Genomic DNA, 26,823 nt, shown 5'->3' on the forward strand with positions numbered 1-26,823 from the left:
GTCCTCGCACCACCGCTCACCAACCGGCCCGCTGTCCTCGGACACCAGCCCAGGCTAGGGCTCCAGGCTACCCAAACCGGGGGTTCAGACACAGGTACTGACCGCACCGCCGGCGGTCGAGGTCAGCCGCAGGTCGTACATCGGCTGGTCGCCCATGCCGGCCGGCCACCAGATCTTCGGATCGGTGAGCGCGAGCTGCGGGGTGTCGGCCGGGGCGAAGGTGACCTGCTGGGTCTCGCCGGGAGCGAGGGTGACGTCCCTGCCGAAGCCGATGTCGCCGATCGTGCCGCTGACCGTGGTGGTCACGGCACGCGTGGAGTCGTTGCGCACCTTGGCCCTGACGGTCAGCTCGGCCGAGCTGAGGGAAGGAGCCACGGTGGTGCTCACGTGGGCGTCGTCGAGTGCGACGGCACCGGTGCGCCGGACGGTGATGTCCTGGGACAGGCCCATGTTGTTGTCGGCCGCGCCGGGCGCCCAGTCGATCCACCCGGTGGTGAGGTCCCTGCCCGGGTCGTTGGGCTGGACGCGGAAGGCGACGGAGTTGAGCCCCGCCCGCACGTAGGGCGTGACGTCGAGCTCGTAGACCGGGTACATCCCGCCGATCCGGTCGGCGGTGGCGACCCGGGTGCCGTTCACGTAGACGTCGGCGGCGGACAGGATGCCCGTGACGTTCAGGGAGCTGTGGGCGGTGGTGTCGTTGACGGTGAAGTCGGAGCGGTACCACCAGGGGACCTGGAAGTCCTTGGGGTCGGGCTTCTTCATGTTCTCGGAGTAGAAGGGGTCGGGGTAGGTCCTGTCGGCGACGAGGGCGGCGTAGACGGTGGAGCGGGCGCCGGCCGGGTGCCAGCCGGTGGGCTGGTAGCCGGGGCTGGATATGGTCTCGGGGGTGTCGGTGACCTTGGCCGAGGACTGGAGGGCGAAGCCGGTCAGGGCGGTGGTCGAGCCGGCCGCGTCGGGGACCGTGGTGGCGGCGACCGCTGCCACCGTGGGGGATGCCGCCGCCCGGGCGCGGTAGGGGGTCGTGCCAACGGCGGCTGCCGCGACCAGGACCCCTGCGATGAACACCGCGCTGCCGCGGCTGACGAGTTTTCCGTGCAAGGCCATGGGGGCCTCCTGGAAGGGTGAGCAAGATGGGGGGTGTCTTGCGTGCTGGGGGAGGGAGGTCCGCCGGGTGGAGAAAGTTAATCTCTTTTACTCATGCCCCGTCAAGGGATTCTGCCGGGGCTGACTCGCGGGCAGGGATTCTCCCGATGAACCGTTCAGGGAATACGCTGACGATCAAGCTCCGCCTGGCCGACGCCGGCGGATCAGCGTGGGCCGAGGGAGAGGGGAGTGCCGATGGCCATGGACCGACGCCCGAGGAATGCGGCGGAATCCGGCGCGGTGACGGGTGTGGAGTCCGTGGCGCACCGCGTGCACCGCCTGCGCACCGAACTCGGCCTGACGCAGCGTCAGGTGGCTGAGCCGGCCTACACGGCGGCCTACATCTCCACCGTCGAGGCCGGAAAGATCCAGCCCTCGGAGAAGGCCCTGCGGCACATCGCCGAGCGCCTGGGCTGCACGTACGAGGAGCTCTCCAGCGGCCGCCCGGCCCACCTCGCCACCGAGCTGCGGATGCGCCTGGCCGAGGCGCAGCGGGCCCTGGCCACCGGCGACCCCGAGGAGGCCGTCCCCGGGTACGCCGCGGTCGCGGCCGATGCCGAGCGGCACGGCCTGGCCGCCGAGCACGGCGCCGCTCTCGTCGGGCTCGGCCAGTGCGCGCTGGAGGCGGGGGAGCTCGTCGGGGCACGCGGCTACTTCGAGGCGGGGGAGGGCGTCCTGGCCGGGGCGGGCGTGCCGCTGACCCACCGCGTACCGGCGATCCGCGGTCGTGCCCTCACCCATTTTCTCGCGGGTGAACTGCGGTACGCCTGCTACCTGTTGGAGTCCACGCTGGACGAGCTCAACGCCGCCGGGCTCCGCGACCCCGAGGTGCTCGTCCTGCTCTACACGGCGCTCATCGCCCCGTACATGGACATGGGGGCGCACGCGCGGGCGGCGCAGGCGGCGGAGCTGGCCCTCGCCCTGGCCCCGGAGGTCTCCGACCCGGCCCTGGTCGCCAGGATGCACCGCGGCGTCGCCCGGACCCTGCTCGCCGAAGGCCGGGCCGCGGAGGCCGATGCCTCGCTGCTGAAGGCCGCCGAGTGCTACCGGCAGCTGCAGATCCGGACCGAACTCGCCCACTGCCACTGGATGCGCGGCTACGTCTTCGCCCAGAGCGGCGACCTGCCCCAGGCCGAAACCGCCCTGCGCACCGCGCGCGACGTGCTCGCCTCCCGGCACGCCACCCTCTACGTCCACCAGGTCGGCGTCGAACTGGCCGACGTTCTGCACCGTCAGGGCAAGGATGCGGAGGCCGAGGCCCTGCTGGAGCAGACCCTGGCGGGTCTCGGCGCGGACAAGGGGGCGGTTCACGCGGCCGGTGCCCACCGGCTGCTCGGCCTCATCGCCGAAGGGCGCGGGGCCGACCAGCAGGCCGAGGAGCACTACACGATGGCGCTCGGTCAGCTCGAACACGCGGGCGCCGCAGGCGACTTGGCGGACGTCTGCCGCCTCCTGGGCGACCTCCTGCGCCGCACCGGCCGGGTCGAGGCCGCCCTCGACGCGTACCGGACGGGCCTCGGCCACCGGTCCGCACCCGGCACCACCACCCTCGGACCCGCCCCCGCCAAGCCCTTCTAGCGCGGTCCGCCCGCCTGGTCATGACAAGGGGCTTGCCAAGCTCCGGCGGCTCCCCTAGCTTAAGTACTCGCATAAGTAAAGTTACTTCACTGCTTATGCGCCTGGATCCGCTCCGGGTTCCAGGCATGCCCCGCCCGGGCGGCCCGGCCGATCCCCCACCCACTTGGCCCGGCTCCGCCCTGCCCTGCCCGCTGAACTCCGTGCGCAGCACCCCCACTTGAACCGGCCGGTCGACGCAGTCGCCGACTGCTTCCCGCACCCGCCGGCCTGACGCCACAAGGAGACGCTCATGCGTCGAAAAGTGTCCGCTCTGCTCTCCGCAGCCGCCGTACTGGCGGCAGTTCTCGTTGCGGCCCCCGCAGGCAACGCGGCACCCGCCACCCCGTCGGAATGGCGAGAGGTCTTCTCCGCCGACGGCACGATCAGCAAGGTCCGGATACCGGTCGAGCCGAAGATCGCCCCGAAGAGCGAGGACCTCCGGGCCGCGGCCGCCACCAGTGTCGTGGCCCTGCAGGAGACCGGACCGGCCAGCACCCGCTTCAACATGGTCATCCTCGGCGACGGCTACACCGCCGGTGAGATGGGCCTGCTGCGCCGGCACGCCGAGCAGAAGTGGGCCGAGATATCCGCCACCGATCCGTGGCGCAAGTACGCCGGCTCGATCAACGTCTGGCTGGTCAACGTCGTCTCGAACGAGTCCGGCGTCAGCAACGACCCCTCCCAGGGCATCAGTCGGGACACCGCGCTCGGCATGTACTTCTTCTGCGGCGGCGTCGAGCGCCTGCTCTGCCTCAACGAGTCCAAGGCCCAGGCGTACGCCGCGCAGGCCCCCGGCGTGGACGCCATCGTCGCCGTCGGCAACACCTACAAGTACGGCGGGGCCGGCTATCCCAGCCTCTCCACCGTCTCCGGAGGTGACCCCCGGTCGGGACGCATCGCCATCCACGAACTCGGCCACTCGGTCGGCGGCCTGGCGGACGAGTACTTCACGCCGGGTACCACCTACACCGGCGACGAGCCCACCCAGCCCAACGTCACCAGGGACCCCGGCGGTTCCAAGTGGGCCTCCTACCTCGGCCGTTCGACCCCCGACGGAGGGGTGATAGGCGCCTACCTCGGCGGAAGCCAGTACGAGTACGGCATCTACCGGCCCTCGTCGGACTCGTTGATGCGCAGCCTCGACAAGCCGTTCAACCTCCCCAGCCTGGCCGCCATGGACCGCGCCATCGGCTCCAGGATCAGCGGCGGCAGCTCCGGCTGCGCCGCTCAGGCGAACACCCGCTCGGGAAGCCTCACCAGCGGCGGTGGCGCCTACCAGCCCGACGGCGGCAGCTTCTACGCCGCGGCAGGCACGCACCGCGCGTGTCTGGCCGCACCCGCCGGCGCCCAGTTCGCGTTGGACCTGATGACGTGGAACGGAAGCGCCTGGCAGACCGTGGCCACCAGCGGTGCCGACGGCCGGCTGTCGTACGGCGGCGCCGACGGCTACTACACCTACCTGGTCCGCTCCGTCACCGGTGCCGGCTCCTACACCCTGACCTACGACACCCCCTGAACCGGCCGGGCGCCGACCGCTGAGAGGGCCCGGCACCGTCGGTGGATGCTGTTGGTTAATTCGGGCCCGGTTGCTTCGCCCCGTCGCTATGCGACGGGGCGAAGTGCTGTCAGTGGGCTGGTCCGAGTGCGGGCTCGGGGTGTGTCGGTGAGCCAGGCGTCGATACGGATGAGGTTGATCGCGGCACCGGTGAGCTGGTGTTGGAGGCTGGTCTTCGGTAGGCCGTAGTAGCGGGATCTGCGCAGGTCGCAGGCGTGGACCGCCTGGGAGACGGTGCCCTCGGCCCCGGCGCGGATCTTGTAGCGGGCCTTCCACTCATCGGTGGCCTGGATGGCGCGGGCCTGTTGGAGGGCCAGATACTCCTCGCGGGGCCGCAGGCTGAGCTCACGCTGCTTGCCGTTGGGGGAGTTGATGCCCGCAGCCCGGCCGGCGTGTCGGGCGAGGACAGGGCTTTCAGCAGGCACATCCCGTCGGTCCCGATCCGTTCGCCGGTTTCGGTGCGTCCCGCGCGGGACTTGGGCAGCCGCGCATCGTCGACGCGTGAGGCGTAGTGTTGCAGCCATTCGGGGTCGGCTACCTGTTCCAGCCAGGCCGCATCCGCCATGGCCACCGCGTTGAGCGCGGCCCTCAGCGTTTCGGCGACCAGCTCCAGCCGGTTCAGCGACCGGGCGGCGGCGACCACATGCGTGGAGTCGGTGCGGGCCTTGCCGCCGCCGGCGACCAGGCCGCGTTCCCTCGCCGTCACCAGGATGCCGTCCAGCAGCACCCGACCGGCATCGGCCGCCACCAGCCGATCCCGGAACTCCGACAGCACCGAGTGGTCAAACCCGGAATCTTCCAGCGGCAGGCCGGAGAGCGTACTTCCAGTCGATCCGTGCCCGCACCGCCTGTGCGGCCTGCCGATCGGTCAGGCCCTCCGCGAACTGCAGCACCAGCACCACGGCCAGTCGGCCCGGCGCCCAGGCAGGGCTTGCCCCGGGCCGGGAACAGCGCCACGAAGTCCGCGTCCTCGAACAGCACTCCGAGCTCGTCCCGGACCCGGATCGCCACACTCCCTCTCGGGAACGCCGCCCTCGCCACCCGCACGGTCTCAGCCGGGACCTCCCCAAGCGCACCCGCTCGCATTGACAACCCGCACCCCCACAACAGCGAAACGTCGGCCTCCGAGACAAGTCTCGAAGACCGACGTCACCTACCGCAGTCAATCAATCACATTCGCCAACAGCATCCCGCACCCGGGGAGCCGGGCCCTGTCGGTTTCGGGAGAAGGCGGCTCAGCCGGTGACCCGACCGGTGTCCGAGGAGGCGATGGTGAACGTCCGTACGGCGTCGGCGGTCTGCACTCCGTTCTGTGCGCCGCCGGTGCCGGTGACGGTGAAGGTGGCCGGCGCCGAGGAGGCCGGGACGCCGGTGATGCCGCCCGTGTCGGCGTTGAGCGTCAGCCCGTCCGGCAGCGTTCCGCCGGTGACGCTGTAGCGGATGGTCTGCGGGGTGTTGGTGCTCACCCGCGCCTCGTAGAGGCTGCCGGCCGTCAGGGGCGGAAGTTCGGTGGTGGTGAACTCCGGGGTCGGGGCGACGACGGACTGCGGGGCTCCGATCGGGTTGCCGTCGGCGTCCGTCTGCTGCAGTGACCACGACTGCCCCGGGGTGACCACGGTCAGGTGCCACTTGGTGGACCGGTCCCGGAAGGAGTCGAGCTCCGCGGGGGTGAAGGCGCCGAGGTTGCGCGCCGTGTCCCACTGCTTGGCGGCTTCCAGCAGGGCCTTGGTGTTGGCTCCGCCGGCCAGGTCGGAGACCCGCGTCCGGAACTCGATGCCGGCGTTCCATCCGGCGGCGCGAGCCAGGATGTCCTCCAGCACGGGCAGCTTCGTCTTGCCGCCCAGGCCGATGAAGCCCATCATTCCGGGCAGGTAGTTGGCCCGGTAGTAGACGTTGTAGCGGTCGATCTCCGCCATGTCGCCCGACTCGCCCCAACTGGGCCGGGAGATGCCGTCCCAGATGCTCGTTCCCTCTCGGCTGGTGTTGGACAGAAGGCCGTCCTTGCTGCTCTGCCGGCGGAAGGTGCCGTTGACCAGGCTCGCCAAGCCGTAGCTGCCCCAACCGGCATCCGACGCCGACTCCAGGCCGTCGAACGACATGCTCTTGATCCCGGTGGTGTTCCAGATGGAGGCGAAGCGGGTGGCGATGGCGTTGATGATGTTCAGGCCGCCTACGGCGCCGCCGTATTCGTTGCCCAGCAGCCGGGTGACCGTCGTGCCCGCCGTGTGGGCCTTCTCCGTCGAGTAGAACCAGCCACGGTTGACCCCGGTGACCTCGCATTCGTCACCGACCTTGCGGAACTTCTTGGCGAAGTACTCGACGACCTCGTCGTCGATCCTCAGGTAGTTCTTCTCGGAAGCCGTCAGCGGATCGCAGCTGGAGAGGTAGACGGTCCCAGCGTCGGCGGTGAGGCTCCGTGTCAACTCGGTGCTCTCCCCGTAGGCGAGATCGGGGCTGGCCACCCCCTTCGCGTAGGGGTCCTCCTGGCTGATGAAGTCCGACAGGGTGTGGGTGCCCACCTGGACGCCCTTGGCCGCGGCCCTGTTCACCAGGTCGGTCGCGGCCCTGTCGTTGCCACCGAAGTCGCGGTTGAACTCGTAGTGGCCGTCGCTCTGCCAGGGGCCGTCGGTGGAGTCCAGGTGGTAGATCATGGACATCCCGCCGGCCTTCGCGAGATCGGCGGCGGTGTCCACCGTGTCGGTGTTCAGGTCGGCCAGTTCCAGGAACGTCTGGGACGTGGCCTGGGCCGTCTTCTGCCACTGCCCGTTGATCGTCGGGTAGGGCAGGTCCTGGCCCTTCGCGATGTTCGAGAGCACGGTCGGTGCCAGGTCCGGAGCCGTGCCGAACAGGGCGACCTTCGAGCCGACGACGCTGCCCTGACCGTTCGGCAGCGGGCCGACGGGCACGACGAGGTCAGGTTCGTCGGCATCGTGGTTCGTCACACGGTTGCGCCGCGTCGTGTAGTCGAAGGTGTAGGCCCGCAACAGCGAGCCCCACGGTGTCCTGGCCCCCACGCTCCACTGCTCCATCTGGTCACCGAGGCTGTAGGGGTCGGGAGCGACCTGGTTCTGCCAGCCGATGGTCGTCCTCCGCTCCTCACGGGGCCATCCGCCCTCGGTGCGGTCGGTCAGCGGCTTCATCCCGATGGCGAAGTCGCTGTCGCGGACGATGCCGACGGCCTCTCCGACGGTCCGGGTGATGTTCGTGGGCACTGGCCCCCACAGCAGCGTCTGCAGGTCTCCGCCGTCCGGTGCGGTGGCCTTGGTGACCGTGAAGGTGGTGTACGTGGTCATGTCCTGGACGGCGACGTCCACCTCGAACCCCCCGGAGCCGGTGAACACCAGCGTGCCGCCGTTGAGCGTCACCGCTTGCGGTGTCACCTGCCGGCCGCCGACCATCAGGCTGACCAGCGGGGCGGTGCCCTGACCGGTCGCGATGTAGTTCTTCCCGCTGCGCAGGTCGGTCAATGCGGTGACCAGGCCCGTCGAGCTCAGGTTCAGGTGCAGGTAGCCGGCGTCGACGGCGATTCCGCCGGAGCCGTCCGGGCCGATCTCCGCCGCAGCGGGTGGTGCGCTCACAGCGGTGAGCGTCGTGGCCGCCAGTGCTGCGGCCACGGCCGACGCGGCCAGCCGCGCCGATCTGGTGACGTGGAACATCAGTGATCCTTTCCGGTAGGGAGCGACAACCTTCCTGGGTGATGACATGCGCCGATCGGTGGGTGCGGGCCACGGGCGCACGGTGGTGCGGGTCTCAGTGGCCGGGGTTGAGCTGGCCGTACAGCAGACAGCGGATCCCGGTGATCCCGATGTCGCGCAGGTAGTGGTGGCCGATCCGCTCGGCGACCCGGATCGAGCCGGTGTTGTCCGGGTGGATGACCGAGAACAGCTGCGGTGCGCGGAGGGAGCGGAACGCGAAGTCCCGCCAGGCCGTGCCGAGTTCGGTGGCGTACCCGTGGCCCCAGGCGGCCTGCCCGAGGATCCAGCCGACCTCCGGGCCGGGCCAGCCCTCGGCGTTCCACAGCCCGCCCCGGCCGAGGAGCCGCCCGGTCGCCTTCTCCACCACCGCCTCGTGGGTGTAGCCCCGCATCCACTGGTGGCCGGCGAGGAGGGCGAGGCTCTCCCACGCCTGTTCGCGGGTGAGCGGTGTTCCCGGGCCGAGGAAGCGGGTCACCTTCGGGTCCGCCATGATCGCGGCGTACTCGTCGAGATCCGCCTCGGTGAAGGGCCGTAGGACCAGGCGTTCGGTCTCCAGGACCGGGCCGTCGGAAGTTGCCCGCTCACTCACGGGGTCGCTCACAGGGTCACCACCGTTCCGCTGCGACGGGCACGCTCGGCGGCGAAGACGACCCGGTGGCTGGCCAGGCTGGCCTCGATGCCGGAGACGATCAGTTCGGGGCGGGCGCCGTGCAGGGCGTCGAGGAAGGCGTTGAACATCGCCGCGTCCCCGCCGGCGTGGCCCTCGGCAGCCGAGGAGCCGTCCAGCGAGGTGTCGTGGACGGTGCGGGTCTCGGTGTGGAAGTCGTAGATCTCGATGTGACGGCCGTCGCCGGTGAGTTGGCCACGGGTCCCGAAGATCTTCGTGTGGCGGTTCTCCAGCGGGGTGAACGCGGTCAGGGTGAACGAGGCGGTCACCTCGTTGGCGAACTCCAGGTTCACCACCTGGTGGTCCACGACGTCGTTGGCCGCGTGGTAGACGCAGCGCCCGTACCGCCCCTCGGCCAGTTCGGCGGTGACGGCGTCCTCGGTCAACGCACCGGCGGTCATGATCCTCGCGAAGTACTGCTTGGTGCCGCCCTCACGCAGGCCCGTGCGGTACAGCCGGGTCGCCGAGTAGGCACAGGTGTCCTGCAGCGGACAGGTGAGGCACCGCTCGGTGGCGCCGGTCGGCGCGGCCTCGGGCCGGAAGTGCGTCAGTGACCCGAACGAGGACACCCGCCGCACCCTGTCCCCGACGACGTAGGCGATCCAGTCGAGGTCGTGGCAGGACTTCGCCAGGAGCAGCGGGGCGGACTCGTCCTCGCGGTGCCAGTTGCCCCGGACGAAGGAGTGCGCGAAGTGGTAGTAGCCGATCGGCTCCAGGTGCTGCACCGAGACGGTCCGGCCGATGGCGCCCTCGGCCAGCAGCTGCTTGAGCTTGACCGTGTAGGGCGTGTAGCGCATGACGTGCGACAACGCCAGGGCGGTGCCGTTGCGCCGCGCCGCGGCGGCGATGGCCTCGCAGTCGGCCTCGGTGGTCGCCATCGGCTTCTCCAGCAGGATCTGGTAGCCGAGATCGGCCAGGCCGACCGCCGCGGCGACGTGATCGGCGTCCAGCACCGCGATCACCGCCACGTCGGCCAGACGCGGGCGGCCGAGCAGGTCACGCCAGTCGGCGAAGTTCAGCGCCGAATCGATGCCGTGCCGGGCGACGAAGTCCTCGCGCACCCGCGTACGCGGCTCGGCCACCGCCACCACCCGTGCCACCGCGGGCCTTCGGGCAGCCAGTTCGGCGTAGGCCGTACCACGGGCTCCGGCGCCGAGGATCGCCAACGTCAAGGGGCGGTTCAGAGGACCGCTCAGATCGCCGGAGACGAATTCGGCGACCCCGCCGTCGAGGATGGTGTTCAACAGGTTCCCCTCCCTGAATCAGTACCGACGGTGCCGGCCGGCCGTCAGCCGCCGGTGTTCTTCCTGAGCGAGTCCTGCAGCGTTCGGGCGAACTGCGCGGGGCTCGTACCCCCGTTGATCAGGTCGACGAGAGCCTTCTGCATGGCGTCGACGACACCGGAGGGCAACGTGTCCCCGGAGGCGAAGGCGTTGACCGTCGCGTTCGTCGTCCGGGCTTGGTGGTACAGGTCGTAGCCGGCCTGGTAGACGGGGCCCAGGGTGGTCGGCGGGGTGTAGCCCTTGACCGTCATGAACTCGCCGTCGGCCTTCGCCAGGGCGTCGAGGTTGTCCTTGTCGGTGCAGAACGCCAGCGCCCATTTCTGGGCTGACGCGATGTCCTTGGTCTTGGCACTGACCTCCATCCCACCGCCGGTGACGACCGGCATCAGGGCCTTGCCGCTGTCACTGGGCCAGCTGAACACCCCGACCGGGAACGACGGCGGCTTGTTGTCCGCCGAGGAGGGGAACCAGCTGCCCATCGGGTACATCGCGGCCTTGTTGTCGCGGAACGCCTGCTCGGTGTTGTCGTAACTGCGGCTCAGGCCCGCCTTGTCCAGATAGCCGTTGGACGCCAGGTCGGCGACCTTCTGCGCTGCGGCGACGAACCGGGGGTCGGTGAAGGACGCCTTGCCGGCCACGAGGTCCGCTTCGAACGAGGGATTCGCCGAGACCAGGTCGGTGCTGACGGCGGCGATCAGAGGGTACTGGTCGGCCCAGGTGTCGGTGCCGCCGCCGCCGATCTCGATCGGGGTGATGCCGGCGGCCTTGAGCTTGGCGCAGTCGGCGAGGAACTCCGCCCAGGTGGTCGGCGGGTTCGCGATGCCGGCCTTGGCGAAGTCGTCCTTGTTGTAATACACCTGGGGAATGGCCTGTGTGTTCCAGGGCAGTTGGTAGCTCTTGCCGTTGATCGCGCCGGCCATGGGGTCCACGAAGCCGCTCAGCTGGTCGTCCGAGAACGGCGCCAGGGCACCGGCCTTGACGAAGTCCGTCGGTGTGACGGCGATCATCAGATCCGGCAGCTGGCCGGAGGCCAGCAGCTGCTTGGCGTATCCGGTGTAGTCGGCGTTCGGCGACACCAGCTTCTTGATCTTGACCCCCGGAACCTTGGCGCTGATCCGGGCGATCGAGTCGTCCCAGTACTTCGCCGTCAGGTTGGGCGTCTCGAAGGTCAGGAACGTCAGGGTGACGCTCCCGTCCGCGCTGTCGCCGGAGGCGGAGGCGCCGCCGGCCGCGCAGCCGGACAGCGCCAGCGCGGTGGCTGTCGCGACCGCGGTCGCGAGGATCGTCGCTCTGGTGCGCACGGTGGCCTGCCTTTCACGGTGGGGTTGCTCCGGTCACTCCTGAGATCGGACGGCCCAGGGCTCCGGGCACGGCTTTCAGGTGGAGACCAGTCGATTGCTTGAGGGACTCGGCCGTCCGGAACCTGCGACGACTCGACCGCCGATGGGGAGTCGCGACTCGGAACCCATCAGCGACTATTTTTTGAATCACTGAATAAAATAACTGGTAGCGTGAGTCTGCAAGCGTGCTGGGGCGCTGTCAAGAGGTGGGGCAGGAGCGGGATGAAGCCGGCGGGTGGCGATCGAACGCTGATTCAGAAGATCAACACGGTGGCGGTGCTGCGGGCCCTGCACGGCGCGGAGCAGTTGACGCTGCGGGATCTGGCGGCGGAGGCGGGCGTCTCCCGCAACACGGCGGAGGACGCTGCGGTCGCCCTCGTCTCCGCGGGGCTCGCCGAGGAGGTCGTGCCGGAGGTCGAGGACCAGCGCCGGGTCGGCCGTCCGGCCAAGCGCTACCGTTTCCGCGGCGATTCCGGCTACGTGGTGGGCGTCGACCTGGCGGTCCACGAGGTCAGCATGCTGCTCGTCGACCTGCGCGGAGCCGAGCGGACCCGGCTGAGCCGCCACCTCGATCCCCACGCCCCGGCCGAGGACCGGATCGCCGCGGCCCGCGAGGCGCTGCTCGCGATGCTTCGCACCGCGGGCGTCCGCCGTCGCGACGTGATGGCCGTGGGTGCCGCCACCACCGGCATCGTCGACCACGCCGGGCGGGTGGTCCGGAGTACCCGCCTTCCCCAGATCGAGGGCCGCGCTCTCGCCGAAGACCTCGCGGCGATTCCGGGAGTGCCGGTCGTGGTGGGCAATGACACCCGTCTGGCCACGCTCGCGGAACACTGGTTGGGTACGGCCCGGGGTACGGACAACTTCGTCAACATCGTCGCCGGGCGCCACATCACCGCCGGCGTGTTTCTCGACGGGCGGCTGTTGCGCGGCGTGCACGGCGCCGCCGGGGAGATCGGCACACTGGCCGAATCCCGCTGGCAGGACGCGCTGCGTGCGATGGCCGCCTGGCCGGACGACCGCGAGGCCACCGTGACGGCGGCCCTCGGCGGCGACGCCGCCGCCCAGGCCCGGATCGACGAACTCGCCGAACACCTGGCCACCGGCATCGCCGCCGTCGTGCTCTCCGTCGACCCCGAATGCGTGATCCTCTCCGGGGGACTCAGCCGCGCCGGACGGACACTGATCGACCCGCTCCAGAGCCGCCTCGACGCCAAGACCCTCTTCTCGATCCCGATCCGCCCCTCGACCCTCGACCACGACGCCGTCGCCCTGGGCGCCGTCCGGCTCGCCCTGGACCACGTCGAGAACGACCTGTTCGACACCGAGTCAGCCCGGCTGGCCGCCGTGCTGTAGGCACGGACGAACGCCGACGAGGCCGGTGCTGCCCGTAGCCACGGGAAACCTTGAGACGTGTCAGGCGAGCCTGGTGGCAGGGGAGTTGGGTCGTTCGCGGACACCGCGCAGGATGACGGGCAGGTCGTGCCGGAGTTGCTCCAGGCTGCGGCGGGAGACCGGGGCTGGTGAGCTGGCAGCGGGTGAGGCCCGGGTCACGGGCGCTGCGCGGTGGCGAGGACGTATCCGACGGCCGGCAGCGCGGCGAAGGCGTCGAGTGCGGCGGCGCCGGCGGCGAGTTGGCTGCCGATGGGCCCGGCCGCGGGGGCGAGTTCGACCAGCAGGTGGCTCACCAGTGCGTAGCCCGGTCGGACGTGTTCGCCGATGTCGGTGAGGTCCTGCAGGGCTCAGCCGGCGCCGGTCAGCATCGGCTCGTACGCGGCGACGGGGAGGAAGCGGGCGACCTGGAAGATCCGGGCGGTGGCGTCCACGGCGTGTTCTGCGTCGCCTGCGGGGGAGGTCCGCAGGCAGACATCGGCGATGACCAGTCGGCCTCCGGGCCGGACGACCCGGGCGGCCTCGCGGAGGGCGGCGCCCGGGTCGGACATGTGGAGCAGGGACTCGATGGCCCAGGCGCCGTCGAAGGACGCGTCGGCGAAGGGCAGGTGCATCGCGTCGGCGAGCTGGAAGTCGACCCGGTCGGGGTGCGGGTGCTGCCGGGCGGTTGCGAGGGCGAGGTCGCGCTGGCGGGTGCTGAGGGTGATGCCGGTGACGGTGGCGTCCAGTGCCCGGGAGAGCTGGAGGGCGGGCAGGCCGGTTCCGCAGCCGATGTCGAGCAGTCGGTCGCCGGGGGCGGCAGCGAGTCGCTCGCCCACCAGCGCGGTCAGCCGGGCGGCGGCGGTCGCGATGGGAGTCCGGTCCTCGGGCGGGTCCCAGTAGCCGAGGTGGATGCTGCCGCCGAGTGCCTGGACGAAGAGGTCGGTGAGCCGGTCGTACATCGCGGCGACGTCGTCGGTGGTGGGCTGGTGGTGTTCGCTCATGCGGGAAGGTTCCTCTTGAGGGTCGGGCCGGTGTGTGTCAGACCTGCCCGTGCGGACCCAGGGGTTTCCGTCACGTCACCCGAGGTGTGCCAAGTCCAGCACCCTGGTTCGGCGTTCGCCACCTTTACCGGCCCCTCGGGTCGTGCGTTCGGTGCGTGCTCGTGAATTCGTGAAATCACGTGCTCCCGCGGAGCGCCCGGGCATGGACGCCGCCAGGGCGCGGCCGCGCCGGACGCCGGTATTGATGCCGGTGCATTGCCCGTTGTGCTGATGTAGGGAAATAGTTAAGCTGCGTTACCAGATTCAGCGGTCCACTCGCAGCCACTCCTCACGCAAGGCTTCCCGTCCGTCCACCGGGTATGCCGTGCACGTCAAGGGCCTGCTTCCGCTCCTCCACGCGGGAGACGCCTACCTGCCTCCGTCCGGCGCAGCCGGACCCCGCCGGGTGACCGAGCGGCGGTGCGGGCCTCGCCAACTGTCTTGACGCACCCGATGGTTCGAACGTCCAGCGGGCTTGCGGCACCAGCCGGCCTCGGACGCCCCCGACCGTGGGACGACCGGCTGCGCACCGGCCCTGGGAGCTCTGCTGCCCCGGGCGCCCCCACCAAGCCCTCGCGCGACCGCCTCGGTGCCCGCAGCGCGGACCGGCCGTACGAGACCTCAGGAAATCAGGTCCCAGGAAGGACGTCATGAAGAGATCAATCAAGCCGAGGGTGGCATGGGCCGCCGTCCTGGCCACGATCGGGCTGGTCGTGCCCGTCGGCTCGACCGGCGCCGCGCACGCGGCCGACCCGAGCGGGCCCGTGGTGGACGGCAACGCCCGGTTCACCGTGGAGTCGCCCACGCTGATCCGGCTGGAGTACGCGGGCGACGGGGCGTTCCAGGACCGGCCGACCTTCAACGCCGTCAACCGGTCCATGCCCGCCACCGAGTTCACCACCTCCGTCGTCGACGGCTACCGGATCATCAGGACCTCGGCGCTGACGCTCCGCTACCGGCAGGGCTCCGGCTCGTTCAACGCGGCCAACCTGCGTCTGGAACTCGGCAACGGTGCTCCCGACGTCACCCCCAGCTTCCCGAGCACCTGTGACTTCGGCACCGGTTGCGAGGCCGAAGGGCTGACCCTGCACGGCGACGCGACCATTTCCGGCAAGCCCGACTCCACGACCAAGCAGGTTCTCAACTTCTCCGACGGCTTCACCGGCAACGGGTACGTGGGAGGCTTCGAGCGGCAGGGCGCCTCGGTCAAGTGGGAGGTGGCGAACGTTCCGGCGGACGGCCAGTACGCCGTGCAGATCCGCTACACCAACGCCGACCTCAGATTCGAGGAGAAGGACGAGATCAGGGTCGAGAAGACCTCGGACCGCACCGTGACCCTGAAGGTCAACGGCGACGAGACCAAGGTGAAGCTGCCGCCCACCTCGACCTGGGACTCCTGGAAGGTCTCCACCACCGCGGTCACCCTGCGCGCCGGGACCTCGAAGCTGTCCCTCTCCTGTGGTGAGGACACCTGTCAGAGCAACATCGACTCGATCGCCGTCACGCCGCTCGGCGCGTCCTACCCGGCTCCCGCCAAGTCCAACAACCTCGGCGGCTACCGCAATTCGTTGGACCTGCTGGCCGGCCCCGCGCCGGTGGCCGACGGAATCCTGTCGCGCGACGGCTGGTTCGTGCTGGACGACACCGACACCGGCCTGATCAAGCCGGACGGTACGGTCGACCCGCGCCCGGGCCACGGCGACCAGCCCTACCAGGACGGCTACCTCTTCGGCTACGGCACGGACTACAAGCAGGCGCTGAAGGACTTCCGCCACCTGACGGGGCCCGCGCCGCTGCTGCCCCGCTCGGCGTTCGGCGTCTGGTACAGCCGCTGGTCGGAGTACAGCCTGGACGACTACCAGAAGGACCTGCTCCCGGCCTTCCGGAAGAACAAGGTCCCGCTCGACCAGTTGGTCACCGACACCGACTGGAAGTCGCCGAGCCCTTGGGCGGGGTGGGAGTTCAACTCCAAGTACTTCCCCGACCCCAAGGCGCTGTTCGACTGGGAGAAGTCCGAGGGGCTGGAACCGGTGCTGAACGTCCACGCCGCGATCGGGACGGGCGACGGAGGGAAGTACCCGGCCGACGAACAGCTCGAGGCCACACTGGCCACGGCCGGCGGCTCCCTGAAGGACGTGACCTGCGGGGACGGCGACGAGACGCCCTGCAAGGTGTTCAACCTGCGCGATGCCAGGCAGGAGAAGGCGTACTTCGATCTCCACCGGAAGATCGACGACAACTACGGCCATCCGCTGTGGTGGCTGGACAGCTCCGACGGCGAGACCGGCACGCCCGATGTCGACGTCTCCCCGGACACCTACAACTCCTCCCGGTACCAGGCGTACGGCAACGCGCTCGGCCAGCGCGCCTACACCTTCGCCCGGATCGGCAGCACCGGCTCCTACTACGGGGAGTTCGCCCCCGGCGTCTCGCGGGGCTGGGCCGAGCACCGGTACGTGATGCACCAGACGATGGACATCGACCCGACCTGGGCGATGCTCGCCTTCGAAGCGAAGTACACCACGGTCCTGGGCGCCGGGATCGGCCTGCCGTACGTCAGCCACGACATCGGCGGGTACGGCAAGAACTCCGCGAACGCCGAGGCCGGCTGGGACGACCCCGACCTGTACGCGCGTTCGGTGCAACTGGGCGCGTTCCAGCCGATCGACCGGTTGCACTCCGACCACGGCCACCGGCTGCCGTGGGAGTACCGCGCGATCTCGGAAGCGAAGTACAAGAAGTACGAATCGCCTGCGGCGGCCGACTCGGCGGAGAAGTTCCTGCGGCTGCGAGAGGAACTGGTGCCGTACACCTACACCCTGGCGCAGCAGGCGACCACCGACGGTCTGCCGATGGCGCGGGCGCTCTACCTGAACTGGCCGAAGCTGGAGGAGTCGTACACCAACCCGACGGAGTACACCTACGGTGACGACGTGCTGGTGGCCCCGGTCACCACGCCGGGGACCGGGACGGTGACCACCAACGTGTGGTTCCCGCCGGGGTCGTGGACGGACTACTTCACCGGCAGGACGTACACCGGGCCGGGTAACCACGAGGTGCAGACGACGCTGGACACCATGCCGGTGTTCCTGCGCAACGGCGGCATCCTGACCATGCGCACCGACGACGTGGACAGCGCGAACGCGAAGCCGCTGTCCCAGGTGACCGTCCACGTGGCGACCGGCGGTGACGGCCGGTTCAGCCTGTACGAGGACGACGGGAAGAGCCAGACCACCCCGGCCAACCCGGCGCCGTCCACCACCACCCGGATCAGCTACCGCGACGCCGGGCACACCCTGACCATCGACCCGGCGGCCGGCACCTTCGACGGCATGGTGGCGAACCGGACCTGGACGGTGAAGTTCCACCACGTGACCGCCGAACCGACCCAGGTCAGCGTCAACGGGGCCGCCCCGTCCTCGACCTCCTACGACGCCGACAAGCAGGAGTACACGGTCACCACCGGCTCGCTGCCCACCTCGGCCGGAACCACGGTCTCGTACGGCTAGGGCGTGTCTGTCGAACCGCGTGCGGTCCTCCCGCCGCCCCGGCGTGACGACCAGGGGCAGCGGGCGGCTGCGGCCCCTGCGGCTCGCCCGCCGCCCGCTCCTCCCGGCCCCGACTCGCCGTCCACAACCCAGGAAAACCCGTCCGCAACCCGGGAAACCCACAGGAGAACTGAATGTCAGACGAACGACCCCTCGACGCCTTACCGGACCCCTCCGATCGCCGAGGACCCGGGCGCCGCGGAGTGCTCGGAGCCATCCTCGGCGTGCCCGTCATCGCCGCGATCGGATCTTCCGCGGCGGCGGCGGCCGACGGCGCGGCGCAGGACCGGACCGCCTCCGCGAGCGGCGGCGCCGTCAGCAGCCTGGACCCGCGCAACGCCGGCGACATCCTCGCCTCGCTCCGGTTCGGCATGTTCGTGCACTTCAACCCGTCGTCCGTGGTGGGCCGGGAGATCGGCTGGGGCCGCAACGCCTACCGGGCGGGGGAGGGTCCCGGCAACCAGTACAAGGATCCGTCGGTGAAGTCCGACCCGGTCTACGACGTCGCCTACCGCGACTTCCTGCCCGAGGCGGACTGGGCGGCCAAGCTCGTCGCCTCGGCCAAGGCCGCCCGGATGAACTACCTGGTCTTCACGACCAAGCACCACGACGGGTACCCGAACTTCCGAACGGCCAACGTCACCCGCTCCGCCTACCCCGACCACGCGCAGACGCCGATGGGCCGCTCGGGGCGGGACCTCACCCGGGAGGTGGCCGAGGCCACCAGAGCCGCGGGCCTCAAGCTCGGCCTGTACTACTCCGGCCGTGACTGGACCCAGCCCGACTACGTCAAGGGCGACTACGACACCTACTTCGGCTACATGACGGAGCACCTCCGGCAGTTGCTCACGGACTACGGGAAGGTCGACTTCCTCTGGTACGACCACATCCCCTTCACGGACATGTCGCCGTTCCGCCCGCCGCTCCTCCTCACGGTCCCGCGGGACCTGCAGCCGGGCATCCTGGTCAACGACCGCGCCTACGCCACCATGGGGTTCGAGCCCAAGCAGGCCACCCTGGCGGGCGACTACGACACGCCGGAGGAGCGGGTCGGAAGCTTCGACGTGATCCGGCCGTGGGAGTCCTGCATCACGGTCACCCCGGGTAAGTGGTCCTGGCAGCCGGACCAGCCCAAGTCCGACTACTCGACCGTGGTCGCCACCCTCGTCGCGACCGCCACCGGGGGCGGCAACCTGCTGTTCAACGTGCCGCCGATGAAGACCGGCTACCTGGAGGACGAGGTCACCACGACGCTGGGCCGGGTCGGCGAGTGGATGGCCACGTACGGGGAGACGATCGTCGGCACGCGTGGCGGGCCGTACCGGCCGGCCGAGTTCGGCGGGGCGACCTACCGCGGCGACACGATCTTCGTGCACCTCACCAAGAGCCAGTCGGCGGGCAAGCTGCGGCTTCCCTGCCTGAACGCGAAGGCGAACTCGATCACGACCTTCGACGACCGCTCCGTACCGTTCACCGAGGACGCGAAGGGTGACCTGCTCGTCGACCTGAGCGGCTTCGACCAGACCGCGCCGGACTTCGTCCTCAAACTCACCGTCGACCGGCCGCTGACCGTCGAGTACGCGACGCGCAGGGCGATCGAGTGGGAGCCCCAGAAGGCGTCCGGCACGAACCTCGCCAAGGGCAGGCCCGTGAAGCAGCACTCGACCGCCTACGGCGGTGTGCCCGAGCGCGCCGTCGACGGCAACACCGACGGTGCCTGGTCGGCCGGCACCACCACGCACACCGCCGAGGACGCGAACGAGGCATGGTGGCAGGTCGATCTCGGTACGTCGGCCGACATCGGGCAGGTGTGGCTGTACAACCGGACCGACAATCCCGAGAGCCTGCGGCTCAGCAACTGCTGGGTCATGACGTCGGACACCGAGTTCACCTCCGGGAACCTGACTGAATCCCGCACCGCGCCCGACGTGACAGCGGTCCGGATCGACGGGCCTGCCGGGAACAGCCGCGGCGTGCAGCTGAACGGCCGGGGCCGCTTCGTCCGCGTCCAGTTGGAGGCGAACGGAACGGCCCTGTCGTTGGCCGAGGTCGAGGTGTACGCGCGCTGACCCGACGGGGACAGCGACGGCGACGGCGTCGGGTCAGCGTCGGCGTCGGCCTTCGAAGGTGCGCGGGGCGGAGAGCTTCTTTCCAGGGATGTGTCCTTCACGTGTCGCGACTATTGACAGACATCCGATCAATAGCCAAAGCTCTGGGCAGATTCCCTGGGTTTTCGGGAAAATTCCATGTGAAACATCCGAGCACAAGGTGGTGGTGGATGTGTCGTGGCGTGCTGTGGCCACGTTGGCGGCTGGTGTTGTGACGGCCGCGATGGTGTCCGGTGTCGCGCAGGCGGCGGGGGCGACGGATCTCTACGCGGCGCCGGAGGGTTCCGGGTCGGAGTGCACGCTCTCCGCTCCGTGCAGCCTCACGGGTGCGAGGGACAAGGTGCGGACGCTCGTCGAGGGGATGGGCGGCGATGTGGTGGTGAATCTCGCCGACGGCGTCTACCGGCTCGGTGAGCCGCTGAAGCTGACGGCTGAGGACTCCGGGCGCAACGGGTTCAAGGTGGTGTACCAGGCCGCTGCGGGGGCGCGGCCTGTCCTCAGCGGCGGGCGTGCGGTGAACAACTGGCAGCAGTGGGACGCCGGGCGCAACATCTACCGGGCCCCGGTCACGCCGGGTACGCAGTCCCGGCAGTTCTACGTGGACGGTGTGCGCGCGGTGCGGGCGCGCTCCGAACTCAATCCCCCCGGGTTCGAGTTCAACAAGAGCGGTTTCCTCGCGGCGGACAAGGACTACGCCTCCTGGTCCAACCAGAAGGACGTCGAGATCGTCAGCCGCCGCGCGTGGAAGCACATGCGGTGCCCGGTGGAGTCGATCAAGCCCAGCGGCACGGGCTCACAGTTCGACGGCGTGCAGCCGTGCTGGGACAACACGGGCAACCCGAACCGGCCGAACTTCTACTTCCCGTACAGCGGGTCCGGAACGGGGGGCATGGAGAGGGTGTCGTGGCTGGAGAACGCGCTGCCGCTGCTCGACCAGCCGGGCGAGTGGTACCTCGACCGTGCGGCCGGCTACGTCTACTACATGCCACGCGCGGGTGAGGACCTGGCATCGGCGAGCACGGAGCTGGCGGTGACGGAGAGCCTGGTGGAGATGGCCGGCACTCCCGGCCACCTCGACGTCGTCAACGACAACGACCCCCGGGCCGTCTACACCGGCTCCTGGACCTCCGACCCGAACCGGCCGTTCGGCGATGTCGGCGACGACGTGCACGCCACGTCGAAGGACGGCGACGCGGTGGAGTTCTCCTTCACCGGCACCGGCGTTGACGTCCTGGGCGAGCGGAACTCCGACCTCGGCGACATCGAGGTGTCCGTGGACGGGCAGTTCGACAGCACCGTCAGCGCCAAGGGCGAGGGACCGCGTCTGGCGCAGCAGGTGGTCTACAGCAGGACCGGCCTGGCCAAGGGGCCGCACACCGTGCGGCTCGTGAAGAAGTCCGGCGCGAACATGGTGGTCGACGCCTTCTCCGTGGTGCCGGAGGCGATCGAGCCGGTGCACGACATCGCGCTTCGCGGTCTCACCTTCAGCTACGCCACCTGGCTCCACCCGTCCGGGCCCGAGGGCTACGCGGACAACCAGGCCGGGGTGCTTTGGGTGGGCAATCAGCGACAGGTCGCCAAGATCCCCGGCGCGGTCCGGGTGACCCGCGGTCAGCGGATCGAGGTCTCCGGGTCTGAGTTCAGCCGACTCGGCGGCACGGCCGTGGAGTTCGGCAACGGCACGCAGGACTCGCAGGCGGTCGGCAACCGGATCACCGACGTCTCCGGTGCCGGTGTGTCGGTCGGCGAGTTCGACGACCACTGGCTCACCGACCCGAACCGCCAGACGGCAGGGGTCAAGGTGTCGGACAACTACATCAGCGCCGTCGGCCGTGAGTTCGAGGACTGCGCGGGCATCTCCGTCGGCTACACGCGGAACGGGAGCGTGGAGCACAACGAGATCAGCAACGTGCCGTACTCCGGCATCTCCATGGGCTGGGGATGGGGTTGGGACTCGCCCTACAACAACAAGGACATGGGTGAGCGCCACGGCACCAACTACGCGCAGGGCAACAAGATCGTCGGCAACTACGTGCACGACGTGATGAAAGTACTCTCCGACGGCGGCCCCGTGTACACCCTCGGGGGCCAGGGCGGCGGCGGTGTCAATGCCAAGTCGGAGCTGTCCGGCAACGTGTTCAGCAAGGGCGGCTCGAAGGACCCGCGGGCGAAGGGGATCTACCACGACGAGGGCAGCTCGTGGTGGGACACCCACGACAACGTGGTGAGCCAGATCGGCGAGCTCTGGACGCACGAGTGGACCAGGTCGATCCACGACATCAAGATCCACGACAACTTCACCGACGACGGGAGGTTCGCCAACGACGGCACCAACGTCGACATCACCAACACCACGCTGGTGGAGGACGGCAGGTGGCCGCAGGCCGCCCAGGACATCGTCGCCGCCGCAGGCATCCGCGCGCCGTACCGCAACACGGTCCTGCCCGCGAACCACCTGGTCAACGACGGTGAACTCGGATCGCTGCTGGCACCGTCCACCATCACCTACACCGGAGACTGGAGCATCGCCCGCTCCCGGGACTTCGCCGCTCGCCCCGCCGACGACGACGGCTCCTCCGCCAACCTCGGCGAAATCGGCGGCGACCTCGGCGACGTCAACGGCGACGTCCACCTGACGTCGAAGGACGGGGCCTCGGCGAGCATCACCTTCACCGGGACCGGCATCCAGGTCCTCGGCGAACGCAACAGCGACCAGGGCAAGTTGACGGTCTCCCTCGACGACGACGCGGTCGGCACGGTGGACACCCACTCCGACACCATCGTCCCGCAGGCCGTCGTCTACCAGGTGTCCGACCTCCCCTACGGGCAGCACACCGTGAAGCTCACCAAACATCCGGGCGACCACCGAGAACGGCGCCTCCGTCACCGTCCCCTTCACCGGCACCCGCATCGAGGTCCGCACCGAGACCAACAGCGACCAGGGCGAAGTGGATGTCTACATCGACGGCCGCCTGAGGAAGACCGTGAACGCCTCGTCGGCCGGCCGCCTGGCGCAGCAGCCGGTGTTCACCTCCGACGACCTGCCCAACGGCTACCACACCCTGCGTCTGGTGAAGAAGTCCGGCCAGTACCTCGTGGCCGACCGCTTCACCATCCGCTGAACCTCACTCAGCAAAGCCGAAGGGGCGGTGCCACGGACGATTCCGTGGCACCGCCCCTTCGGTACGGCGGGCGGGCCAGCGGTCCGCCACGACCGTGAAACCGTGCGACGCGCGGCCTTAGGGCGTGTCTGACGGCGGCGGGCCGGCCGATCCGTACTCCGGGAAGACCCACCCCGGATCATTGCGGCCGCGGGCGGGAGGCGAGCGCGACCTACGCTGAGCGGAACGGCGGACGGCGCGCTCCCGGAAGTGGCTCGATGGAAAAGCCTTCAGGAGCCGGCGGGCGATCTGTCGCCCGGCCCGGCTCCTGAAGGCTCGGTTCCACGGCACGGTCTAGCTCGACCGTAACCGAAGGATTGTTCAGCGGATGGTGAAGCGGTCGACCACGAGGTACTGGCCGGACTTCTTCACCAGACGCAGGGTGTGGTAACCGTCGAGCAGGTCGGCGGTGAACACCGGCTGCTGCGCCACCCGGGTCGGAGAGTAGGTGTCGACGGTCTTCCGGTAGCGGCCGTCGATGTAGACGTCGACCTGGCCCTGGTCGCTGTTGGTCTCGGTGCGGACCTCGATGCGGGTGCCGGTGAAGGGGACGGTGACGGAGGCGCCGTTCTCGGCGGTCATCCGGACGTCGTCGTTGAAGTCGCCGAGGCCGCGGTTCGCGGAGGTGGTCCAGGGGCCGCTGTAGCTGATCGCCGGGTCGTCCTGGTCGATCGAGCGGTCGAGGCGCAATCCGTCGATGGTGGCCACCGAGCCTCCGGCCTTGGTGAGCTTCACGGTGTGCTGCCCGTAGGGGAGGTCGGACACCTGGTAGACGACGGCCTGCGGGACGATGGTGTCGGAGTGGGTCGATTTCGCCGAAGTAGACGGCACCGTCGTCCTCGTCATCGCTCTCGGCGAGGTGGCCGAACGTCCGGGAGCGGGAGATGCTCCAGTCGCCGGTGTAGCTGATGGTGGCCGGTGCCAGCAGGGGCGCGAGTTCGCCGTCGTTGATCAGGTGGTTCGTGGGCAGGACGGTGTTGCGGTACGGCGCGCGGATGCCTGCGGCGGCGACGATGTCCTTGGCCCGCTGCGGCCAGTTGCCGTCCTCCACCAGGGTGGTGTTGGTGATGGTGACGTCGGTGCCGTTCTTGTCCTCCCGGGCGTTGTCGGTGAAGTTGTCGTGGATCGTGATGTCGTGGATCGACTTGGTCCACTCGTTGTGCCAGGTCTGGCCGGTCTGGCTCACCACGTTGTCGTGGGTGTCCCACCACGAGCTGCCCTCGTCGTGGTAGATCCCCTGCGACCCCGGGGCCTTCGAGCCGCCCTTGCTGAACACGTTGCCGGAGAGCTCCGACTTGACGCTGCCGTCGCCCTGGCCGCCGAGGGTGTACACGGAGCCGCCGTCGGCGAGCACCTTCATCACGTCGTGCACGTAGTTGCCGACGATCTTGTTGCCCTGCGCGTAGTTGGTGCCGTGGCGCTTGTTCTCGGTGTTGTAGGGCGAGTCCCAACCCCAGCTCCAGCCCAGCGAGATGCCGGAGTACGGCAGGTTGCTGATCTCGTTGTGCTCCACGGCAAGGTTGCGCGTGTACCCGGCGGAGATGCCGGCCACGTCCTCGTACTCGCGGCCGATGCGACTGATGTAGTTGTCCGACACGGCGATCCGTGCCGTCTGGCGGTTCGGGTCGGTGAGCCAGTGGTCGTCGAACTCGCCGACCGACACGCCGGCACCGGAGACGTCGGTGATCCGGTTGCCGACCGCCTGCGAGTCTTGCGTGCCGTTGCCGAACTCCACGGCCGTGCCGCCGAGTCGGCTGAACTCGGACCCGGAGATCTCGATCCGCTGACCTCGCGTCACCCGGACCGCACCGGGGATCTTGGCGATGCGCTGTTCCTTGCCCGCCCAGAGCACCCCGGCCTGGTTGTCCGCGTAGCCCTCGGGCCCGGAGGGCTGGAGCCAGGTGGCGTAGCTGAAGGCGATGCCGCGAAGCGCGATGTCGTGCACCGGCTCGATCGCCTCCGGCACGACGGAGAAGGCGTCGACCACCATGGACGAGCCGGACTTCTTCACCAGCTTCACCGTGTGCGGCCCCTTCGGCAGGCCGGTTTTGGTGTAGACCACCTGCTGCGCGAGTCGGGGCCCCTCGCCCTTGGCGCTGACCGTACGGTCGAACTGCCCGTCGATGTACACGTCGATGTCGCCGAGGTCGATGTCCTTCTCGCCCAGGACGTCGACCCCGGTGCCGGTGAAGGAGAACTCCACCGCGTCGCCGTCCTTCGACGTGGCGTGCACGTCGTCGCCGACATCGCCGAACGGCCGGTTCGTGTCCACGGCCCAGGAGGAGCCGGTGTAGACGGCATGCGGGTCGTTGTCGTTGACGACGTCGAGGTGGCCGGGCGTGCCGGTCATCTCCACGAGGCTCTCCGTCACCGCCAGCTCCGTGCTCGCCGACGCCAGGTCCTCACCCGCGCGCGGCATGTAGTAGACGTAGTCGGCCGCGCGGTCGAGGTACCACTCGCCCGGCTGGTCGAGCAGCGGCAGCGCGTTCTCCAGCCACGCAACGGTTCTCATGCCCACCGTGCCGGACCCGCTGTACGGGAAGTAGTTGTCCGGGCGTTTCGGTGTGCCCGTGTTGTCCCAGCACGGCTGCACCGCGTCGATCTGCGAGCCCGTGTCGCTGGTCGTGATCGACTTCACCGGGCACCGCATGTGCTTCCAGGCTTGGCGGCTGACGATCTCCATGTCGGTCTGGTTGGTCCAGGACGCGTACGCCTTGTCGGTCGAGGTGAAGCCGCTGCCGTCCTTCTTCTTCTCGAACCCGGGGGGATTGAGTTCGGAGCGCGCCCGCACCGCGCGGACACCGTCCACGTAGAACTGCCGGGACTGCGTACCCGGCGCTACCGGAGCCCGGTAGATGTTGTGCTCGGCGTCGAACTGCTGCCAGTTGGTCACGGCCTGCCCGCCGCTGAGGACCGGTCTCGCCCCCGGAGCGGCCCGGTACACCACCTTGAACCCGTTGCGCCCGGAGTCCTCGGGGGTCAGCTTCAGCGGGGCGCTGAGCCGGTAGACGCCGTCGGCGAGATTCACCACCACATCGCCGCTCATCCCCTCGACGAGCGTCCGCACCTTGTCCCTCGCACCCGTGAGGCTGCACGGAGCGGAAAGCGTGCACGCCGACCCGTCACCGCCGGGCGCGGCGTAGAGCTCTGTCACCTCGGCCGCGCGGGCGACCCCCGCCATCGACGTGGCGATCATCGCGCCCGCCAGCAGCGCGACCGCACTGCGTGGAATCACATCCACCACCACCTTGTCCTCGGATGTTTAAGCCGAATCTTTTCGGCAAGCTCCTTAACTTGAGGCAGAGTATTGGTATTGGTCGGATGTATGTCAATGCCAATGGCGCCGGAGATTTCAAGCGCGAGGCGTCGAGCCCGATTCCAAGTACGAGGTCTCCCCTCATCAAAACCTCAGGCTGTTGCCGCCATGCTTCTGTGCGTACCGAGCGTCGGCCGAGATGAGGGTCCGGCGGCGCTCCCTCCGGGCCGGGGACGCCGCACGCGCACCCGGAGGGACGTCGGTCGGACTCCTGTCCGTCAAACGTCGGATGTACCCCGGCCCCGGCGCGAGGGCGGTGCCGCACCCCTGGGCGGTGCCGGCCTCGCGCCGGGCTTTCCGTCCCATCGAGCGCGCGGCGCCAAGTCGTGGCGATGGAGGAGGAGTTGACGTCCGATCGGATCGCGGGCCTGGCCGCCGCGACGGCCCCGACCATCGGATTCGCGGCCCCGAGCGGCTCCTGGCCCTCACGCGGAGCACCTATTGTCTGTGCCTTGCTCCGCTGACGATGCCGCGCCAGGGCGTCCTGCCGGTTCCTCGAGGGAGCACATGCGAACGAGGAGTCCGCCGGAACCTCGGCGTGGCGGCGCTCAGCCGCCCCGATGGTGGCGACCGCGGTCCTGATCGGTCGTGCAGTGGCGTCGTGGTTGCTCTTCCACCGGGACGCGACCTGCTGTGGCAACGGAGGCGGACACGTGCCAGGTGGGACACGCGGGGCCCCGGCCGGTGGTGGGGGAGGTACGACCGGTCGGGGCCCCGCGGATCGTGGGTTCAGGCGGGGGTGTCGGCGTGTTCGTGGTCCTTCTGTTCGGTGAGGTACTGCTCGCGGACCTCCTTGGGACCGAAGGGCCAGACCTTCTCGACGCGGGACCAGATGAGGAAGACGACGGCGCCGAGGACGACCCAGGCGAGGGACCACTCGATGGGGTGGATGTCGGGGTTGGCCTTGTCGGCGTAGCCGTACACGGTGAGCCAGCCGATGGCGGCGATGATGCTGGGGAGGGGGTAGAGGAACATC

The 26,823-nt window shown here is 69.6% G+C and carries 14 protein-coding genes and 4 pseudogenes; 7 read left to right on the top strand and 11 right to left on the bottom strand.

Annotation, left to right across the window (positions count from 1 at the left end; genetic code table 11):
* Positions 1 to 84: 84 nt before the first annotated feature.
* Positions 85 to 1,104, bottom strand: a complete 1,020-nt coding sequence (locus IH61_RS42050) for a glycosyl hydrolase 2 galactose-binding domain-containing protein (protein ID WP_031077976.1) — start codon at positions 1,102 to 1,104, stop codon at positions 85 to 87.
* A 234-nt stretch (positions 1,105 to 1,338) separates the two neighbouring features.
* Here IH61_RS42050 and IH61_RS0136360 point away from each other — a divergent pair, with 234 nt between their 5' ends.
* Both IH61_RS0136360 and IH61_RS0136365 read left to right on the top strand, forming a co-directional pair.
* Positions 1,339 to 2,721 carry a helix-turn-helix domain-containing protein gene (locus tag IH61_RS0136360; protein ID WP_234327490.1) on the top strand — a complete coding sequence of 461 codons (1,383 nt, stop codon included), beginning with the start codon at positions 1,339 to 1,341 and terminating at the stop codon, positions 2,719 to 2,721.
* A gap of 289 nt (positions 2,722 to 3,010) precedes the next feature.
* Positions 3,011 to 4,276 (top strand): M64 family metallopeptidase, encoded by a 1,266-nt coding sequence (locus IH61_RS0136365; RefSeq protein WP_051838632.1) that lies wholly within the window; start codon positions 3,011 to 3,013, stop codon positions 4,274 to 4,276.
* Between the two features lie 86 nt (positions 4,277 to 4,362).
* Here IH61_RS0136365 and IH61_RS45295 read toward each other — a convergent pair.
* From IH61_RS45295 to IH61_RS0136390, 5 genes and pseudogenes are all read right to left on the bottom strand, one after another.
* Positions 4,363 to 5,407 (bottom strand): annotated as a pseudogene (locus IH61_RS45295) (transposase).
* A gap of 143 nt (positions 5,408 to 5,550) precedes the next feature.
* Positions 5,551 to 7,971: an Ig domain-containing protein gene (locus IH61_RS0136375; protein ID WP_051838633.1), complete on the bottom strand. Its 2,421-nt coding sequence runs from the start codon at positions 7,969 to 7,971 to the stop codon at positions 5,551 to 5,553.
* Positions 7,972 to 8,065: 94 nt separating this feature from the next.
* Positions 8,066 to 8,611, bottom strand: coding sequence for a GNAT family N-acetyltransferase (locus tag IH61_RS0136380; protein ID WP_051838634.1), 546 nt, complete (start codon positions 8,609 to 8,611; stop codon positions 8,066 to 8,068).
* Positions 8,608 to 9,921 carry a Gfo/Idh/MocA family protein gene (locus tag IH61_RS0136385; protein ID WP_199823438.1) on the bottom strand — a complete coding sequence of 438 codons (1,314 nt, stop codon included), beginning with the start codon at positions 9,919 to 9,921 and terminating at the stop codon, positions 8,608 to 8,610. The genes IH61_RS0136380 and IH61_RS0136385 overlap by 4 nt, the downstream gene beginning before the upstream one ends.
* Before the next feature lie 44 nt (positions 9,922 to 9,965).
* The gene (locus tag IH61_RS0136390) at positions 9,966 to 11,261 is read right to left on the bottom strand and encodes an ABC transporter substrate-binding protein (protein WP_051838635.1); all 1,296 of its coding nucleotides are present in this window, start codon (positions 11,259 to 11,261) and stop codon (positions 9,966 to 9,968) included.
* 261 nt (positions 11,262 to 11,522) lie between these two features.
* On the opposite strand from IH61_RS0136390, the gene IH61_RS0136395 reads away from it, so the two are divergent.
* Positions 11,523 to 12,656 carry an ROK family transcriptional regulator gene (locus IH61_RS0136395; RefSeq protein WP_031077989.1) on the top strand — a complete coding sequence of 378 codons (1,134 nt, stop codon included), beginning with the start codon at positions 11,523 to 11,525 and terminating at the stop codon, positions 12,654 to 12,656.
* A 194-nt stretch (positions 12,657 to 12,850) separates the two neighbouring features.
* Here the strand turns inward: IH61_RS0136395 and IH61_RS47490 are convergent, their stop codons facing one another.
* On the bottom strand, positions 12,851 to 12,988 hold the full coding sequence (locus IH61_RS47490; RefSeq protein WP_158845698.1) for a hypothetical protein: 138 nt from the start codon (positions 12,986 to 12,988) through the stop codon (positions 12,851 to 12,853).
* Positions 12,989 to 13,042: 54 nt separating this feature from the next.
* Positions 13,043 to 13,675, bottom strand: coding sequence for a class I SAM-dependent methyltransferase (locus IH61_RS42060; RefSeq protein WP_051838636.1), 633 nt, complete (start codon positions 13,673 to 13,675; stop codon positions 13,043 to 13,045).
* 689 nt (positions 13,676 to 14,364) lie between these two features.
* Here IH61_RS42060 and IH61_RS0136405 point away from each other — a divergent pair.
* The 4 genes and pseudogenes from IH61_RS0136405 to IH61_RS50450 all read left to right on the top strand — a co-directional run bounded on the left by IH61_RS0136405 (position 14,365) and on the right by IH61_RS50450 (position 22,492).
* Positions 14,365 to 17,223 carry a TIM-barrel domain-containing protein gene (locus IH61_RS0136405; protein ID WP_031077990.1) on the top strand — a complete coding sequence of 953 codons (2,859 nt, stop codon included), beginning with the start codon at positions 14,365 to 14,367 and terminating at the stop codon, positions 17,221 to 17,223.
* Between the two features lie 242 nt (positions 17,224 to 17,465).
* On the top strand, positions 17,466 to 19,331 hold the full coding sequence (locus IH61_RS0136410) for an alpha-L-fucosidase (RefSeq protein WP_031077993.1): 1,866 nt from the start codon (positions 17,466 to 17,468) through the stop codon (positions 19,329 to 19,331).
* A 400-nt stretch (positions 19,332 to 19,731) separates the two neighbouring features.
* A pseudogene (locus IH61_RS50445) lies at positions 19,732 to 20,349 on the top strand (carbohydrate-binding protein); the annotation flags it as partial.
* A 1,930-nt stretch (positions 20,350 to 22,279) separates the two neighbouring features.
* Positions 22,280 to 22,492: a hypothetical protein gene (locus IH61_RS50450; RefSeq protein ID WP_420714053.1), complete on the top strand. Its 213-nt coding sequence runs from the start codon at positions 22,280 to 22,282 to the stop codon at positions 22,490 to 22,492.
* Between the two features lie 360 nt (positions 22,493 to 22,852).
* Here IH61_RS50450 and IH61_RS50455 read toward each other — a convergent pair whose 3' ends face one another.
* The 3 genes and pseudogenes from IH61_RS50455 to IH61_RS0136425 form a co-directional block, all read right to left on the bottom strand.
* Positions 22,853 to 23,377, bottom strand: coding sequence for a hypothetical protein (locus IH61_RS50455; RefSeq protein WP_420714054.1), 525 nt, complete (start codon positions 23,375 to 23,377; stop codon positions 22,853 to 22,855).
* A gap of 1,576 nt (positions 23,378 to 24,953) precedes the next feature.
* Positions 24,954 to 25,727 (bottom strand): annotated as a pseudogene (locus IH61_RS50460) (right-handed parallel beta-helix repeat-containing protein); the annotation flags it as partial.
* An 849-nt stretch (positions 25,728 to 26,576) separates the two neighbouring features.
* Positions 26,577 to 26,823: pseudogene (locus tag IH61_RS0136425) on the bottom strand (amino acid permease); the annotation flags it as partial.

The organism is Streptomyces sp. NRRL WC-3742, from assembly GCF_000720635.1.
Taxonomy (GTDB): Bacteria; Actinomycetota; Actinomycetes; order Streptomycetales; family Streptomycetaceae; genus Kitasatospora.